Source organism: Rosenbergiella collisarenosi (genome assembly GCF_018494085.1).
GTDB lineage: Bacteria > Pseudomonadota > Gammaproteobacteria > Enterobacterales > Enterobacteriaceae > Rosenbergiella > Rosenbergiella collisarenosi.
Genome location: NZ_JABBFP010000006.1, coordinates 85995 through 101233 on the forward strand (window position 1 = coordinate 85995; position 15239 = coordinate 101233).

A 15239-nucleotide genomic window follows, 5' to 3' on the forward strand; every position below is an offset into this window, starting at 1 on the left:
CGCGGCCAGCAGGCCGCGCCCTCTCCTACTCGAGTGTTAATGCTTGACGATGCTGCCTAGCCCAGCGAACAAACATCACAATCAGCAGTAACCACAGTGCCCCGCTCGCGAGATTTACCCCAGAAAAACCGATTAATCCCTGCTGGAAGTAGCCCTCACGCGCCAACTCTAACCCAATGGAATACATTAAAATACTGAGCATCCCCATCATCGCCGCGACCTGCCCCTTAGATTCAGTAACAGAAAACAGCGTCAGTCGGTAAAGGACCGCCGTACTTAACCCGGCGCCAAAGGCATAAATACTTAAGCCGATAACTACGATGGCGATCTGATAGGTACCGCTTAGACTAGCGCAGAGAGCAATCAGTGATCCTCCCACCAGCGGCCACGCCCCCATCACTAATGGCCGAGTAATGTCAGCGCCATGTGTGAGTTTACTCAACACAACGTTTCCGAGGATCATCGCCACGAAGACCGGCACTTGAAGGAGTGCGTAATCGACCTCGCTCATATGATGGTCATGGATTAAGTAGACCGGAGACAGGGCAACCCAACTTAGGATTGGCACGGCTGATAAACCGAGTGCCAAACAGCCAGCAATTAATGGGGGTCGTTTCAGTAATTTCCAATAGTCACCGAATAACCGCTTTGGCGTTAAGCTAAGCTGTCGGTTCCCTGATGTCTCAGGCATGCTGAAGTACAGACCCACGAGGGCGATCATCGACATTAGCGCGAAAATAATAAATAACATCCGCCAAGTGGTGAATAGTAGTAATGCACTCCCGGCTAGCGGACCAATTAATGGCGCTAACAGGGCGACATTTGCCATCCAGGCCATCAATCGAATACTCTTTCGCTCTTCAAAGGCCTCCTGCACCGCGGTATAGCCGACGGCACCAATAAAACAGAGGCTGATCCCTTGGAAAAAACGTAGCAACATAAACTGCTCAATCGACGTCACCCAGAACGTTAAACCGCTGGCGATAGCAAACAGTAAGGCACCGGACATCAATATAGGGCGGCGCCCCCACTTATCGGAAAGGGGTCCTAAAAGCCACTGTAACACCAGGCCACCAATAAGGTATGCCGTGAGCGAGAAAGGGACCCATTCTGGGCCAACCTGTAAATCTTGGGTCACTTGTAACATGCCCGGTTGCACCATATCGTGGGCAATATAGGTAGTAAATTCAAAAAGAACGAGAGAGAAAGGAAACAACCATGACGTCACGGTGGCGTCAGGGCGTGTTGGCGTCGATGTCATAAATTAGACCTAAAAAAGAAAAAAAGACCGGCATAACCGGTCATTGTAGTGACTTTATTGACTATCGGTATCAATTTTTAAACTTAGCTAGAGGGTTAACCAATTCACCCGCCAGTTTCAGGGCACTCGCCGGGTCGTCCAAATTCACCATTTGCTGATTATTCGCTAACTGTAGCCGGTTTAGACAAGAATGTGCATACGTCGGGCTAAACAGGTCGAACCGAGCAAACTTATCCGCAAATTGAGGATGGTGTCGCTGGTAGTGGTCAACGCAGACGGCAACACGTTGCCAGAACGCCTGTTCTTCCATGACCTCATCTTCATCGAGGATCGCGCTGACAAATCGGAAGAAGCAGCTGAACACGTCGACAAAGATCGAGAGTAACTTAAGCTCATCAGGCACCTCAGCCTTAATGCGTTGAACCTTTTCTGGTAATTCGCGCGAGGTATCTAGGATAGCAATCTCTTCACCAATATCTTTCATGAAACAGCCTACTGGCACGTCATCCTCTAAGATAAGGATAAGGTTTTCGCCATGGGGCATAAAGACCAAATCGTACTGATAGAAGCAGTGCAAAATAGGACTTAAATAGGCTTGAAGATAACGGTCTATCCACTCGGCGGGGGCTAAACCCGAACGCTTGATAAGTGCTGTTAACAGGGCTTTACCCTCTGCATCGCGGTGTAGTAATCCGGCCATGGTCATTAAACGCTGCTGATCGGTTAAGCCCGTTAACGGGTTTTCCCGCCATAAGGCAGCAAACATCTTTTTGTAGGCAGAATCTTTCTTAATCGCCTTCTCATAGAGGCGATGATGGTAGCCGATGGTGGCGACCTCTTGGAGGATCGAAAAACGGCAGTGGTTAAGCCAGTTATCCTCCTTCACGATTTTTGCTAACCATTGGTTAACGGCAGGCGTCGTGGCCATATAGTAGGGCGATAGCCCGCGCATAAAACCCATATTGAGGATCGACAAGGCGGTTTTCACGTAACGCTTGGTCGGCTGGCTACGGTTAAAGAAAGTCCTAATCGACTGCTGAGCTTGATAGGCATCGGCCGCGATGCCTAGATAAATAATCTGCTGCTGGGCGATATCTGCCGCAAACACTGTGACTAATTTATTCTGCCATTGCCAAGGGTGTACGGGGGTAAAGAGGTAGTCTTCCGGTAATACGCCCAGTGACCGTAGTGTTGACTCCCACTCTTTGACTTGCTCCGCCCCTAACTCCTCCTCAATGAGCGTGGAATAGTCTAGCCCATCAACCGCAGCAAAATGTCCATTACTACGATGGACCGCGACCCAAGGCATATAGATCGATGCCCCCACTTCCGGCGCATAAGCCAAGTAATCCGCGGCATCGAATCCAATACGGCCATTATTGGCAATAAAACAAGGATGCCCCTCGGTCATTGAGGACTCGATGGTCTGGAAGTCTGCCGCCGCCAGTTGCTCGCTGCTTGGATTGCCTTTCTGTAACTTAAACTGGCTGCTACAGAGCGTGCTGGAGACCTCTTCTAAATAGGTCGCTAGCATCGACTCCGGTATAGCCAGTTGGTCGGCGAATTCGACAATAAAGGCTAACGCATCGAGAGGCTTCTCCTGGCCTTTATGGGTTTTGGTTAACGTCCGCCAGTCGATGGAAAGGTGATTCAACGCACGCCACTTACCTGCAAACTGATAGACATTCTCGCCCGAGGCATCGGTTAAACGCCAAAGCCCATCTGTCACCGGCTCTGGCATTAAGAGTCGTTCATGACTAAATTCAGTAATCGCTTTTTGGATTAATTGCCCATTCGCCTGTTGCCAGTGCTTGGCATTAGGTTGAGTAGGCGATGATTCTGTCGCGGTGCTTAGCATAAGGGCTTTCTCTCGATAAAAATCGGTGGCGGTACAAAACGCTAACCATGCGCGTTTATGACCAAGGTCGATTTGCTGGTGATAGCGGAAACCCGCTTGTTGATTAAGTCGATGGATTTTATGGTTATTCACATCGGGCTCGACCACGACGCGCACCACTTCTGGGCGGCTAAACATGTATTCCATTACCGTGGCGAAAATCTGCCGACTTAACCCGCTAATGGGCGTGCCGACAGGTGCCACTAACAGGTGCATACCATAATCGCCAGATTGCGCAGGGTAATGTTCCCCTACTTCTTCCTGTAACGCCTGATAACATTCGATTAAGAAATAAGGCTGTCCGTCGAGGCAACCTATCAGCACACTGTTGACGTCTTGGGCAACCATGTTCAAATAAAAGTCGTTCACCTGCTCAACGCTCTGCTCCTGCATCCCCCAAAACTGCGCATGGGGCTGAGTGACCCAAGAGTGGAGCATCTTTTCATCTCCCGCTTGCCAACGGCGCAAGGTAAAATGGCCCAAGGGTTGCTGCCGGCTATAAATACGTTCACCCATGAACGGCCTCCTTCGGGAGTCCAAAGGTTTGGAAAGCAATTTTTTTCTCGACCGGATACACCTCCCGACCCAGAATACTGCGCAGGATCACCGAGTTTCGGTAACAGGCCATACCTAAATCTGGCGAGACAAAACCATGGGTGTGCAGCTCGGCATTTTGAACAAATAGGCTATGGTGGCGATCAATGCTGTAGTCTCGCCCCACCGCATAACGCTGCTGGCTATCGAACTCGATTAACGGGATCAGGGGCGTTAAAAAATCAGGCGGACGATAGGTATAGCCCGTCGACATAATGACGCCGTCGGTCACGAGGCTAAACTCTTCCTGCAGGACTTGATGCGATAAGGTTAGAGTGAGTCCATGGGATCCATTAGCCTTCATGGCAACAAGGCCAGAGTCGGTACACAATGTCACCGCTAGCGGGCCATCGAGATCCTTACGATAAAGCAGTTCGTAAATATCGTTAATCAGGCTCTCATTAATCCCCTTATAGAGATTTTTCTGGCTAGCATTCAAGCGATCGCGCTGCGCCTCGGGTAACGCATGGAAATAGTCGACCCACTCTGGCGAGGTCATCTCCAAGGTTAACCGCGTATATTCCAGCGGGAAAAAACGAGGGGCACGCGTCACCCAATTTAACTGATAGGCATGCTGATCGATATCTTGCAGTAAATCATAGAAAATTTCTGCCGCACTTTGGCCACTCCCCACCACGGTAATCGCCGATAACTGCTGCAGGGCCTCTTTCTTTGCAAGATAGTGTCCGGAATGCACTATCTGTTCTAATGACGTATCGATCCAGTCGGGCATCCATGGCGTCGGTCCGGTGCCTAACACTAGATGATGGGCGAGCCATTGCTGACGTTCGCCACTCACCGTATTCACCGCGTCAACGCAATAGCAGTCTCGTTGTTCATCGCGTGTCACCCGCTCAACGCGAGTATTCCATTGTAATGAGGGTAGCTGTTCACACGCCCACTGGCAGTATTGGTTATACTCTTTACGCAGTAGGAAAAAGTCCTCACGAATATAGAATGAGTAAAGTTTACCCTTCTGCTTTAGATAGTTTAGAACGCTAAAGCGACTGGTGGGATCGGCCAAGGTTACCAGATCTGCCATAAAGGGCGTCTGCAAATGGGCAGACTCCAGCATCATGCCTGGATGCCAATTGAAGGTCGGTTTTTGATCGAGATACACCGCATCCATGTCGTCTATCGCATCAGTCAGACAAGCCAAACTCAGGTTAAATGGACCGATCCCCACGCCCAATAGGTCATAAATTTTCTCGGACATTAGTGGGCCCCTACCGTTTGTTTGCGCTGAAGTCGCTGACTGGACAATACCTCACCGCGATAAATTAAGGCTTCAATCACGTGTTGGATCTCGTCTATCGAGGTCGCTGGATTGAGTAAGGTAAATTTCAAGTACTGCTTACCCTTCACCTTGGTGGCAGCAATCATCGCTTCACCGCTTCGATTAAGGCCTTTACGGATCTGTTGATTAATCTCGTCTACCTCATTGGCGCTGAGTTCGGAGGTCGGGTGGAAACGGAAAACTTGGGTGGTTAACTCTGGCGCGTGTAATACCTCTAACTGTGGGTAAGCTAACAAGCGGCGGTGGGTCTCTACCGTTAAGGCGATAACCTGATCAAACGCCTCGCCCAACGATTCACGGCCAATGATGCGTAAACTTAGCCACATCTTTAAGGCATCGAAACGGCGGGTCGTTTGTAGGCTCTTATCCACTAAATTTGGTGTCCCTTCCTGTTTCGCACTGAGCGGATTGAGGTAATCGGCGTGAACGGTGACATGACGCAGATGGCTGGCCTCACGGACGAAAAAGGCACCGCAACTTACGCTTTGGAAGAAGGATTTATGGTAATCGACCGTCACCGAGTCTGCTAACTCGATACCTGACAGACGATGGCGGAACTGAGTTGAGGTCAATAGCCCGCAGCCATATGCCGCGTCAACATGGAACCACGCTTGGTGGCGGTGACACAATTCGGCAATCTCCACTAAGGGGTCAATGCTCCCGAAATCGGTGGTCCCTGCTGTCGCAACGACGGCGATAGGGATGAATCCTTCCGCCAGCGCCTGCGCCATCGCTTGTTCTAATTTGGCACTGTCCATCTTGTAATTGTCATCATAATCCACGGCAATGACCGCCTCATAGCCGAGCCCGAGTAAGGCGCAGGACTTCTGAATACTAAAATGGCTTAATGCAGAGGTGAAAATACGCCAGCGCGAGGCCTCCGCGGGTAATCCATGGTGTTTCACCAAACGATCAGGGGTTTGCCTAGCAACTCGACTGTCTCGTGCCAATAGCATGGCCATCAAGTTCGACTGGGTGCCGCCGCTGGTAAAAATCCCCTCGCTCCCTTGGGGTAAGCCTATCTGATGTAGCGTCCAATCCACCACCTTCTGTTCGATCAAGGTGGCTCCGGCACTCTGATCCCAGGTATCCACCGAGGTATTCACCGCACTCAATAGCTGCTCGGCCAACAAGGTGGGTAAGGTAATTGGGCAGTTTAAATGAGCGATATAACGAGGATGATGGAACCATACGGCATCCCGTAGCCAGAGTTGCGATAGTTCGTCCAGCGCGGCGTCCGTCGTGGGAAGCGGCTGTGTTAAATCGACACCCGCAAATTCAGCTGCCAGTTCTTGAGGAGTAATCCCGCTGAAGGGTCGCGTAACCGTTGCCATGTGTTGCTGGATAAGCTCGGTGGCCAACTGGGTATTACGTTGGTAATCATCCAACGTTTTATCGTTGAACAACCACTCCTGGAAGGAGTTTTTTTCTCTGTTAACTTTAGACACTTACACCACCCTTTCCCTTTAAACCATTAGAAAAAAGAATCACTCCGCCAGAAAATAATTATTATGGAGCGGTTATAATGCATGAGAATCTAAATGATAATGATTAGTATTAACAATAAGGATAATTCCTAAAGCGCCCTTTTTTTCTAAAACAGTACACCACGATTAATTACCCACTAGCCGTCTATTTATTGAATGTGTATGATAATCATTATCATTTTATTGATTGGGAAGTGGTAGAGATGGCGTCAGGGTATAGAGTGGTTGATCTGCAGTTAAAACGTCGAGAAATGCTAAGTCCGTCGCTTCTGCGTTGTGTCTTTACAGGTAAAGATATCCGCGAAATAAAACATGAAGCGCCCGATCAGCGGATTAAGCTATTACTGGCTGAGCATCCTGAATGTCAAAAATTACCCGTAACCGAGGACTGGTACAGTACCTTTCTCGCCATTCCCAAAGCACAGCGCCCGACAATGCGGACTTACACGCTACGCCACCTTGATACAACGCAACAAGAGCTATGGGTCGACGTTGTCCTACATGGGGATAGCGGGCCGGCATCGCGCTGGGCGCAACGCGCGCAGGTCGATAGTCCGCTGCAGGTAGTGGTACCTAATGCACAGGCTGCGACGACCAGTGGAGGGTTCGAGTGGTTTGAGAACCCTACCCTGCAGGAGGTGTTACTGATTGCCGATGAAACCGCCCTTCCCGCGGCCATGGGGATTCTGGAAAACCTAGCTCAACGCCCTAACCCACCGCGTGTACAAGCTTTTCTCCACGTACCGTTAGCGGCAGATATCCAACCGCTTTATTACGATTTTGCCAAGATCCATTGGAGCAGTACTGAGCTAGAGGGCGATGCGCAGCAAGCCTTATTACACGCAGTCCAGTCACGGTTAACGCTGCCAGACTATGCTTGCAGCGCTGACCAGTCGCTGGAAGAACACAGCCTTAGCGACGATATTTTGTGGGAGCGCGCAGCGCCTTGTGAACGTTTCCGTACGTGGGTCGCAGCCGAGTCGAGCGTTGTCAGAACGCTACGTCGCTACCTAATTCAGGAACGTATGCTTACCCGTGAGACGGCAACCTTTATGGCCTATTGGTCGCAAGGTAAGGTGACGGGTTAAACGCGGGTAGCAGGAAACTTTAGGATAACGACACTAAGAACTTAGTCTTTTTCTCGTCTACACTGAAGAAAAGGAATAATAACAGGAGAGATCATGAGACTACTTATCGCACTACTTTTACCTTGGCTAACCTTCTTCACGATTAGCCGCCCTATCGCGGGTATTATTTGTTTAATTCTACAGCTCACTCTGATTGGCTGGTTACCGGCGACAATCTGGGCGGTGTATGCATTAAGCCAGTACAACACCGATAAAAAAATTCAACGCTCAATGCGTTAATCATCAGCAGAGCTGGCGCTCAGCCAGCTCTGCGACTATTTCACTCGCGTCCAACGTCCAATGATCATGGTCACGCCGATAATAGTCGCCACCGCGGCGAAATGCAGGGCTAAATCCGTGCGGTCTTGCTGTACCGGATGACACAGTGATAACAGGCTGACTGACCACGCCGCCACGCTAATCCCTGCCATCAACAGACTCTTCTGGCTATACAAGCCGCCACTGCGCCGTATCGTCCATAATAGCGTAATCATCATTGGCGCACTCACTACCATCAGGAATAGATAGCAAAAAGTCCCGTGATCATGAGCGGGTGTGCTGGGATGAACGGAAAGGCTCATAATATTGAGAAGTAACCATAGTCCCCCACCTAAAATAAACCGTACGGTAGGAATAGTGTGCCGCCCGGGGATCAGTAGCGTTAGGGCATTCCATACCGCCGCGATACCAAGAGTCACCGCTAAGGCCAGCTGTGCCAAGGCTAGTCCAGCGCCCGGTTGATGCCAATCAGTCAGTCCGCGATGGACGAAAACGCTACACACTATTGCCAAAGGAAGGGCGACCATCACCCACTTTAGGATACGCACCCCCGTTGGGGCGAGCGGTTTTACCGGTTGCATTTGATTGGAAAGTTGCTTAATTAATTGCTGATGATCACTCATTTTTCTCTCCGATACGTCGTAAATTGACCAACGCTCGATGTAATAGCGACTTTACGGCCGAGAGGGATAACTGATGGTGCGACGCCGCTTCTGCGAGGCTTTTTTCGTTAAGATGGACAAACTCAACCATTTCTCTTTGTCGTGCCGGTAACTGCTGCAAATAATGCCCTAACAGCTGCTCATCGGGAATGACGTTGCCCTCGGCAGCCGCCTCCTCGCCATATTCATCGTCGATCACCTCATAGCGGCGATAACCTTGACGCCGTAGCGCGTCAATACACCGTGCACGGACGATAGCCTGTAGCCAAGGCATAAAAGGATAATCGCTATCATAGGTATGACGAACACGATGCACGGTCAACAGGACATCTTGGATCACATCTTCAACATTGCCGCGATCGTAAATTTGTTTACTGACTTGTGCGCGGATCACCGGCAACAAGGCCCCCAACAACCGTTCATACGCCTGTTGAGAGCCACATTGAGCCAGCTTCATCAACGCTGGCCATTGCTGCTTATCGGTAGCGTTAGGTACCATTAGCCGCTTTCTGTAAGGCTTTCGTCACGATTTGCGGAGTCAATACTTGCGGTAATACCACCGGTTTGCCGCCATCTGCGGGGTAGATGAGATACATAGGCAATCCCCCTTGCCCAAACTGTGCCAACGCATCATCGACATCAGGGTTAAATTTCGTCGAATCCGCCACCATATAGTGAGTGCCCGTGGTGGCAAGCGCCTGTTTAACCGTTGCCGTGGAGAGCGTCGTACGTTGGTTTACTTGGCAGGTGATGCACCAAGAAGCGGTGAAATCGACAAAAATAGGTTTACCCTTACCCCGTAACTGCGCCACGTTTTGTGGTGACCAGGTCTCCTCGCTAACCGAGGTGACGCCTGAGACTTGGCTCTGCTTGGGCGTGATCCCAACCACCGGTGCAATCACCGCCACCAGTAATAACGAGGTAATCGCCGCTAACCCTCGGTAAGAACGTGACATCATGCGTCGGCGCTGAACAATTCCGTACATCCATGCAGTGAAACCGAAGAGTACTGACACCGCCAATAACAGCCCTAGCGATTGGCTATCTGTCTGTTGAGAGAAGACCCAGACCAGCCATGCGTACGCCCCTAGCATCGGGAAGGCCAGAGCATGCTTCAAGGTCTGCATCCATGCACCCGGTTTCGGTAGCCACCGCGAAAGTGAAGGGAAGAAACAGATCAACGAAAAAGGCGCAGCAAAGCCCAAGGCTAAGAAGAAGAAGACCCATAGCGCGACGAAAGGGGGTTGCACCAACGCATAGCCTATCGCACTGGCCATAAACGGCGCAGCGCAGGGGGTTGCCACGATAATAGCGAGTGCCCCGGTGAGCGCCGAGCGTGCAAAAATGCCACGCGACGTCTGTACCGCGCCAACGTTTTGCACTGCGAGCCCGACTTCAAACAGCCCGAGCAAATTGAGTGCCGCCGCCAACATGACTAAGGCTAACAAGGCAATCACCAACGGAGACTGCAGCTGGAATCCCCAACCGACCGCCGCGCCTCCGGCACGTGCTGCCAGTAAGATTCCTGCCAGTAGCAACATAGTCAGTACAACACCGACTAAAAAGCCAACTCCCTCACGCTTAGCATGGCTAGAATCACCTTGATGCTTGATGAGTCCAAGTGCTTTCAACGAGATCACCGGGAATACGCAAGGCATAAGGTTGAGAATAATGCCGCCTAAAAAGGCGGCGAATAGCGCGGTTAGCATCGTCTCACCACTCAGTGTGCTGCGTGATATTTTTTAACCGCATCAAGCGCTTTCTGGATATGCTGATCTGGGTTTCTATCTGTGTAGCTCAGCAAGATTTTACCATCTGGCGCGATGACATAAGAGGTTCGTTCAGACATCGCCTTACCCTGTACCTGCACCGCAGTATGATATTGCGCCGCGACTTTAGCCCCTGGATCCGCAGCGACCGCAAATTTATCGCGACACTCAACTTTCGAGAACTGGCTAATTTGATCGGTATTCCCGGCCGTCACACCAATGACTGTCGCGCCCAATTGGGTAAATTTATCGGTAGCTTCGGCGAACTCATGAGCCTCTAAGGTACAGCCCGCAGTAAATGCCGCAGGGAAGAAATAGAGGACTACCGGGCCTTTTTTAAGGGCTTGTTGAAGAGAGAAATCGAGGGGTTTACCGCCCAGTGCTGCATGCAATTGGAATTGTGGTGCCGCTGCACCCACCGGTAACGCGGCTTGTGCCGTAAAACTTGCGGCTGCAAAAGCCATTCCCACTCCAGCAACCATCTGGGTAATACGACGTTTAATCATAGTCATCTCCATACTCCTGTAGAATTAATGTAATAAGTTTAGTTAACCTTACTGACTAATTCGCTCTAAAGAGTAAAAAGTTGCGCAAGGAGATAAAAAAATTTTCGATTATTTTCCCCACAGCCGCATGGCCCGCAGAGTGTTATCTTTTTTAATCACATGATGATACAGCGCCGCCAAGGTATGTGCCGCAATTAACCAATAGCCAAGCTGCGCGAGGTCCACATGCCATGACATCAGGTTTTTGGCTAAGGCAAGGTTCGGCGTATCGGTAATCGGCATCGCAAACCCTAACCATGACCACTCCCGCCCCCGAAAGTAACGCGCGGTAAGACTCAGCAGCGGTAAGGTGATAAATAAGAGGTATAACAGCCCATGACCCCACTGCGCCAACCGAGATTGCCCGCTAGGCTGAGTCATGTTCAGCGCGCGTTTACTTCGTAAGAAGACCCGCGTGAGCATCATGATCAGTACGCTCATCCCCGCATAAACATGGGTAATCGCGACCACTTTTCGCTGCCCCGGTGTGAAGTCAATCCACGAGCGCGACTCAATACTGCCGTAAGCCGCCAATAAGGCGAGCAGGGTTAACCAATGAAGCAGACGAATAGCAAAAGAGTAATGGGTAATCACGGTTATCGACCTAGCCTAAATGTTTTCCTTAACATCGCTTACCCTTAGGCCAAGGTCAAGTCATCCCTGCACCGCATTAAAAAACCTAGTCGGGGGTTATACGTGCGGGCAGGCGGCAGTCGAAGTCAGTTGTGCCAGCGCTTCCTGCAAGAATGTCCAGGCCACTAACTGCTGTTGGTACCGCCCCGCTGCGCCCGGCAACCTGACACCGTAATGCTGTAAACGGTAGGCCAACACGGCATAGAAAGCATCGACGGCCGTCGGTTTCTCGCCCTGATAAAAAGCCCCCTCGGCCCCCGCGAATAGAGTTGTCACTCGCGCGATTTCGGCGGTTTGCGCGGGAGAAAATACAATTAACGGGCTGACGTCGGCTAAGGTGAAGGGCATCGTTTGGCGTAGAGCGCTAAAACCGGCGTGCATTTCGGCACAGAGGCTTCGCGAGAATGCACGTTTACCCTGTTCCGTCGGATAGAGTTTCCCGCCACTCAGTTCATTAAGGTACTCAATAATTGCTAAAGAGTCATGGAGACGTAATGTGCCATCCTCGAGGAAGGGAACCAGCCCGGTCGGGCTAAGGGAGCGTAGTTCGCTTTTACAGCTCGCGCATTGTAACGCAAATACACGAAGATCTACGGGAAGTTCGGCTATTTTTATACCGATCATCGCTCGCAAAGACCATGTTGAGTCTGTCCCCACTGATAACTGCATCACAACGCTCCTAAGCTGATAATGTTTCAGCTACTTTACACGCTATTTAGCCCCGTCACACACGAGTGATGGCTTAGGTGCGAAAGGGTTAGGATTTGCGTGCCTCAGCGAGGGATTGATGGGGATCGGTAAAATGAATACGCGGATGATCGGTATCTAGGTCACGCAGTGGCTCGACTTCGCGTAGCGTTTGCTGAGAACGGGTCACCAGTTGATGATACTGCTCGGTACCGGCGCGTTTCCATGCCAACTCCTGACTCGACAACGTCCGTACCACTTTGGCGGGAGAGCCTAAAATTAATTGATTGGCGGCATAACTCGCCCCAGCTTTCACAAAGGAGGCCGCCCCGACAATACAGTTTTCACCAATCTCTGCGGCATCCATGATCACGGCGTTCATCCCTACCATCGCATTACGGCGGATGATGCACCCATGTAACACGGCACAGTGACCAATATGGCCATCTTCTTCAACCACCGTATCCTGGTCAGGGAAACCATGCATAACACAATTATCTTGGATATTAGCGCCACGTTTAACGACAATACGCCCAAAATCGCCCCTTAAACTAGCATTCGGGCCGATATAAACCCCCGCCTCAATAATGACATCGCCAATCAACACGGCGGTGGGATGGATATAACTGTCGAGTGACACCACAGGGGTCACCCCGTCTATCTGATAAAAGGGCATCAGAGCGCTCCTAGTCGGCGAGCAATCCGCCGAAACGTTGATAATAACTGCTGGCCGGAAGAGGTAAGTCGCCGACAGAGTTTTCACCCTTTTCGCTGAGGAACTGTAGCGCGCCGGGTGATGTACGTTGATAAATATTGATAAAGAGTTGACGAGCCGTTTGGCCTGACCAATGGCTCGGTAATAATTCTTGCGGCAACATCGGGTCACGTAATGTTATGCGACGGTAGCAATCCACCACTAGCAATTGCAGATGAAAACAGCGTTCTGCAGTAAGCTCTTCGTCTTTAGCGTCTTTAAGTAAACGCTGTAACGGTCGGAAGGTTTCAATAAACCCTTCCAGTCGCTGATTTTTCTCGGTCAGCTGCCAACACTCCTCAACTCGCGCCCGTAACGCCGCCCGCGATAAGGCTAGCGGAGAGGTCGCCTCAAAGCAGATAACGTTTTCCGCGACACCGGCTTCAAATAAGAGAGCTTGCACCTCAGCGAGATTCTGTGAGGGCGACGCCATTAAACTCGGGGCTAACACACCAAAACCCTGCCAAATTAGCTGTTTTTTGACATCGAGTAAGGTCTTGCGCTCTAGGCCCTCAGAGAGTAACAGTAGCCACTTTCCATCCCATGCCGGTTGTTCGGTACAGTAAATTTTATGCTCTGCTCGGCGGGTAATACGCGCCCCTTTCTCACTGAGGCGATAAAAGCTGCGCCGCCCCAAGCGGGTCACGTCTAACCACTCCTCTTTATGAAGACGGAAGAGTGACGTACGAATAAATCGCTCACCAAATCCAAGCCCTTCAAAGAGTGCGGTCAGACTTGCAATACTGATCTCACTCCCTCGATGGGCCAGTGCATCACCGTAAAATGACGAAATCAGTGAGGTGCCGCTAACGGGTAACGCGGCAACCGCCTGCTGGATAAAGCTCTCAATCTTATTCATAACGTCCGATTCGTTGAATAACTCGACATCTGGCCATCATAGCATAAGCACCGATCAGCCTTAGCCGTTCGCCACTAATTTTCGTAAATCAAAGACTCGACAAGCTTTACCTTCAGAGCGTGGAAGGCTGCCGCAATTGACGATGACCACTTCAGTGGTAATGCCAATCATCGCCTTAATTTGGTGGCAGAGTAATTGCCCGACCTGTAATCGCTGTTCGGGGGAGAGGTGAAGAAATTGCTGTTTGATTTCGACACGGATTGCCAACGCATCCAGATGCCCGCGACGATTAATTTCCAGTTGATAGTGAGGCGATAGCGCCTCGACTTTCAAAATTTCCTCCTCAATTTGAGAAGGGAAAACGTTCACGCCCCGGACAATCAGCATATCGTCGCTACGCCCAGTGATCCGGTCCATCCGACGCATGGTGCGAGCGGTACCGGGCAGTAACCGAGTCAGGTCTCGGGTACGATAACGAATAATCGGTAAGGCTTCTTTGGTTAAACTGGTAAATAACAATTCCCCCAGTTCGCCATCGTCCAGCGCACTGCCGTCAAGCGGGTTAACAATCTCAGGGAAAAAATGGTCTTCCCAAATGGTAGGGCCGTCACGCGTTTCCAGACACTCCATCGCAACCCCTGGCCCCATAACTTCCGATAAGCCGTAGATGTCTAACGCCGTGATCCCGAGTCGCTGCTCAATTTCATGGCGCATCGCCAGGGTCCAAGGTTCTGCCCCGAAGACCCCCACGCGCAACGAACATTGTCGAGCATCCCCACCATACTGCTTCTCTAACTCTTCAATCAGGTTTAAACAGTAAGAGGGGGTGACCATAATTATATCGGGCTGAAAATCACGGATTAACTGTGCCTGCTTCTCGGTTTGCCCCCCAGACATCGGGATAACCGTCGCCCCTAAGCGTTCTGCGCCGTAGTGCGCACCAAGCCCGCCGGTAAATAGCCCATAGCCATATGCGATATGAATTTTATCCTTAGCCGTGCCCCCTGCCGCCCGCAGGGAGCGGGCGACGATATCCGCCCAGGTATTGATATCTCGATGGGTATACCCGACGACCGTGGGTTTACCGGTCGTGCCAGACGAGGCATGGATCCTGACCACCTGTTCCATCGGCACCGCGAAAGTATCGAAGGGGTAGTTATCCCGCAGATCCTGTTTCGTGGTACAGGGAAATTTTTTAATATCCTCAAGCTGGGTAAAGTCATCTGGATGCACCCCAGCCGCATCAAATTTTCGCCGATACATCGGGACATTTTGATAAGCATGGGTCAATGTCCATTTCAGCCTTTGGGTTTGTAACGCCCGTAATTCATCAATGGACGCCGTTTCAATCGCTTCTAGTTGGATTTTCGTTGTCATAATGATTGCTC

15 protein-coding genes are annotated in these 15239 nt (G+C 50.9%); 2 read left to right on the forward strand and 13 right to left on the reverse strand.

What is annotated here, in order from left to right; genetic code table 11:
- Positions 1–25 precede the first annotated feature (25 nt).
- The 4 genes from HGT70_RS10805 to HGT70_RS10820 all read right to left on the reverse strand — a co-directional run bounded on the left by HGT70_RS10805 (position 26) and on the right by HGT70_RS10820 (position 6497).
- Complete coding sequence (locus HGT70_RS10805; RefSeq protein ID WP_214195818.1) at positions 26–1261, reverse strand: MFS transporter; 1236 nt, start codon at positions 1259–1261, stop codon at positions 26–28.
- A 70-nt stretch (positions 1262–1331) separates the two neighbouring features.
- On the reverse strand, positions 1332–3674 hold the full coding sequence (locus HGT70_RS10810; protein ID WP_214195819.1) for a GNAT family N-acetyltransferase: 2343 nt from the start codon (positions 3672–3674) through the stop codon (positions 1332–1334).
- Entirely contained in the window at positions 3667–4968 is a 1302-nt protein-coding gene (locus HGT70_RS10815; protein WP_071432856.1) for a lysine N(6)-hydroxylase/L-ornithine N(5)-oxygenase family protein, read from the reverse strand. Before HGT70_RS10815 ends, HGT70_RS10810 begins: the two co-directional genes overlap by 8 nt.
- Entirely contained in the window at positions 4968–6497 is a 1530-nt protein-coding gene (locus tag HGT70_RS10820) for a pyridoxal phosphate-dependent decarboxylase family protein (protein ID WP_241576508.1), read from the reverse strand. The genes HGT70_RS10815 and HGT70_RS10820 overlap by 1 nt, the downstream gene beginning before the upstream one ends.
- Before the next feature lie 242 nt (positions 6498–6739).
- Here HGT70_RS10820 and HGT70_RS10825 point away from each other — a divergent pair, with 242 nt between their 5' ends.
- Positions 6740–7624, forward strand: coding sequence for a siderophore-interacting protein (locus HGT70_RS10825; protein ID WP_214195820.1), 885 nt, complete (start codon positions 6740–6742; stop codon positions 7622–7624).
- Positions 7625–7717: 93 nt separating this feature from the next.
- On the forward strand, positions 7718–7903 hold the full coding sequence (locus HGT70_RS10830) for a YqaE/Pmp3 family membrane protein (RefSeq protein WP_071432860.1): 186 nt from the start codon (positions 7718–7720) through the stop codon (positions 7901–7903).
- 35 nt (positions 7904–7938) lie between these two features.
- Here HGT70_RS10830 and HGT70_RS10835 read toward each other — a convergent pair whose 3' ends face one another.
- The 9 genes from HGT70_RS10835 to paaK all read right to left on the reverse strand — a co-directional run bounded on the left by HGT70_RS10835 (position 7939) and on the right by paaK (position 15228).
- A complete protein-coding gene (locus tag HGT70_RS10835; protein ID WP_214195821.1) occupies positions 7939–8565 on the reverse strand; it encodes an NrsF family protein in 627 nt (208 codons plus the stop codon).
- Entirely contained in the window at positions 8558–9103 is a 546-nt protein-coding gene (locus HGT70_RS10840) for a sigma-70 family RNA polymerase sigma factor (protein ID WP_071432863.1), read from the reverse strand. The genes HGT70_RS10835 and HGT70_RS10840 overlap by 8 nt, the downstream gene beginning before the upstream one ends.
- Positions 9093–10313 carry a protein-disulfide reductase DsbD family protein gene (locus tag HGT70_RS10845; RefSeq protein WP_214195822.1) on the reverse strand — a complete coding sequence of 407 codons (1221 nt, stop codon included), beginning with the start codon at positions 10311–10313 and terminating at the stop codon, positions 9093–9095. The genes HGT70_RS10840 and HGT70_RS10845 overlap by 11 nt, the downstream gene beginning before the upstream one ends.
- An 11-nt stretch (positions 10314–10324) precedes the next feature.
- Positions 10325–10855, reverse strand: a complete 531-nt coding sequence (locus HGT70_RS10850) for a peroxiredoxin (RefSeq protein ID WP_244968920.1) — start codon at positions 10853–10855, stop codon at positions 10325–10327.
- A gap of 132 nt (positions 10856–10987) precedes the next feature.
- Entirely contained in the window at positions 10988–11512 is a 525-nt protein-coding gene (locus HGT70_RS10855; protein WP_214195824.1) for a cytochrome b/b6 domain-containing protein, read from the reverse strand.
- 96 nt (positions 11513–11608) lie between these two features.
- Entirely contained in the window at positions 11609–12220 is a 612-nt protein-coding gene (locus tag HGT70_RS10860) for a glutathione S-transferase N-terminal domain-containing protein (protein ID WP_241576517.1), read from the reverse strand.
- An 88-nt stretch (positions 12221–12308) separates the two neighbouring features.
- Entirely contained in the window at positions 12309–12914 is a 606-nt protein-coding gene (gene paaY / locus HGT70_RS10865) for a phenylacetic acid degradation protein PaaY (protein ID WP_214195826.1), read from the reverse strand.
- A 10-nt stretch (positions 12915–12924) separates the two neighbouring features.
- Positions 12925–13851, reverse strand: a complete 927-nt coding sequence (paaX, locus tag HGT70_RS10870) for a phenylacetic acid degradation operon negative regulatory protein PaaX (protein WP_214195827.1) — start codon at positions 13849–13851, stop codon at positions 12925–12927.
- A gap of 60 nt (positions 13852–13911) precedes the next feature.
- On the reverse strand, positions 13912–15228 hold the full coding sequence (gene paaK, locus HGT70_RS10875) for a phenylacetate--CoA ligase PaaK (protein WP_214195828.1): 1317 nt from the start codon (positions 15226–15228) through the stop codon (positions 13912–13914).
- Between the last annotated feature and the right edge of the window lie 11 nt (positions 15229–15239).

Coding starts and splice junctions, on each gene's coding strand:
- HGT70_RS10850 (WP_244968920.1), bottom strand. CDS start 10,855: ATGGTTGCTGGAGTGGGAATGGCTTTTGCAGCCGCAAGTTTTACGGCA.
- HGT70_RS10840 (WP_071432863.1), bottom strand. CDS start 9,103: ATGGTACCTAACGCTACCGATAAGCAGCAATGGCCAGCGTTGATGAAG.
- HGT70_RS10805 (WP_214195818.1), bottom strand. CDS start 1,261: ATGACATCGACGCCAACACGCCCTGACGCCACCGTGACGTCATGGTTG.
- HGT70_RS10845 (WP_214195822.1), bottom strand. CDS start 10,313: ATGCTAACCGCGCTATTCGCCGCCTTTTTAGGCGGCATTATTCTCAAC.
- HGT70_RS10825 (WP_214195820.1), top strand. CDS start 6,740: ATGGCGTCAGGGTATAGAGTGGTTGATCTGCAGTTAAAACGTCGAGAA.
- HGT70_RS10830 (WP_071432860.1), top strand. CDS start 7,718: ATGAGACTACTTATCGCACTACTTTTACCTTGGCTAACCTTCTTCACG.
- paaK (WP_214195828.1), bottom strand. CDS start 15,228: ATGACAACGAAAATCCAACTAGAAGCGATTGAAACGGCGTCCATTGAT.
- paaY (WP_214195826.1), bottom strand. CDS start 12,914: ATGCCCTTTTATCAGATAGACGGGGTGACCCCTGTGGTGTCACTCGAC.
- HGT70_RS10860 (WP_241576517.1), bottom strand. CDS start 12,220: ATGCAGTTATCAGTGGGGACAGACTCAACATGGTCTTTGCGAGCGATG.
- HGT70_RS10810 (WP_214195819.1), bottom strand. CDS start 3,674: ATGGGTGAACGTATTTATAGCCGGCAGCAACCCTTGGGCCATTTTACC.
- HGT70_RS10815 (WP_071432856.1), bottom strand. CDS start 4,968: ATGTCCGAGAAAATTTATGACCTATTGGGCGTGGGGATCGGTCCATTT.
- paaX (WP_214195827.1), bottom strand. CDS start 13,851: ATGAATAAGATTGAGAGCTTTATCCAGCAGGCGGTTGCCGCGTTACCC.
- HGT70_RS10835 (WP_214195821.1), bottom strand. CDS start 8,565: ATGAGTGATCATCAGCAATTAATTAAGCAACTTTCCAATCAAATGCAA.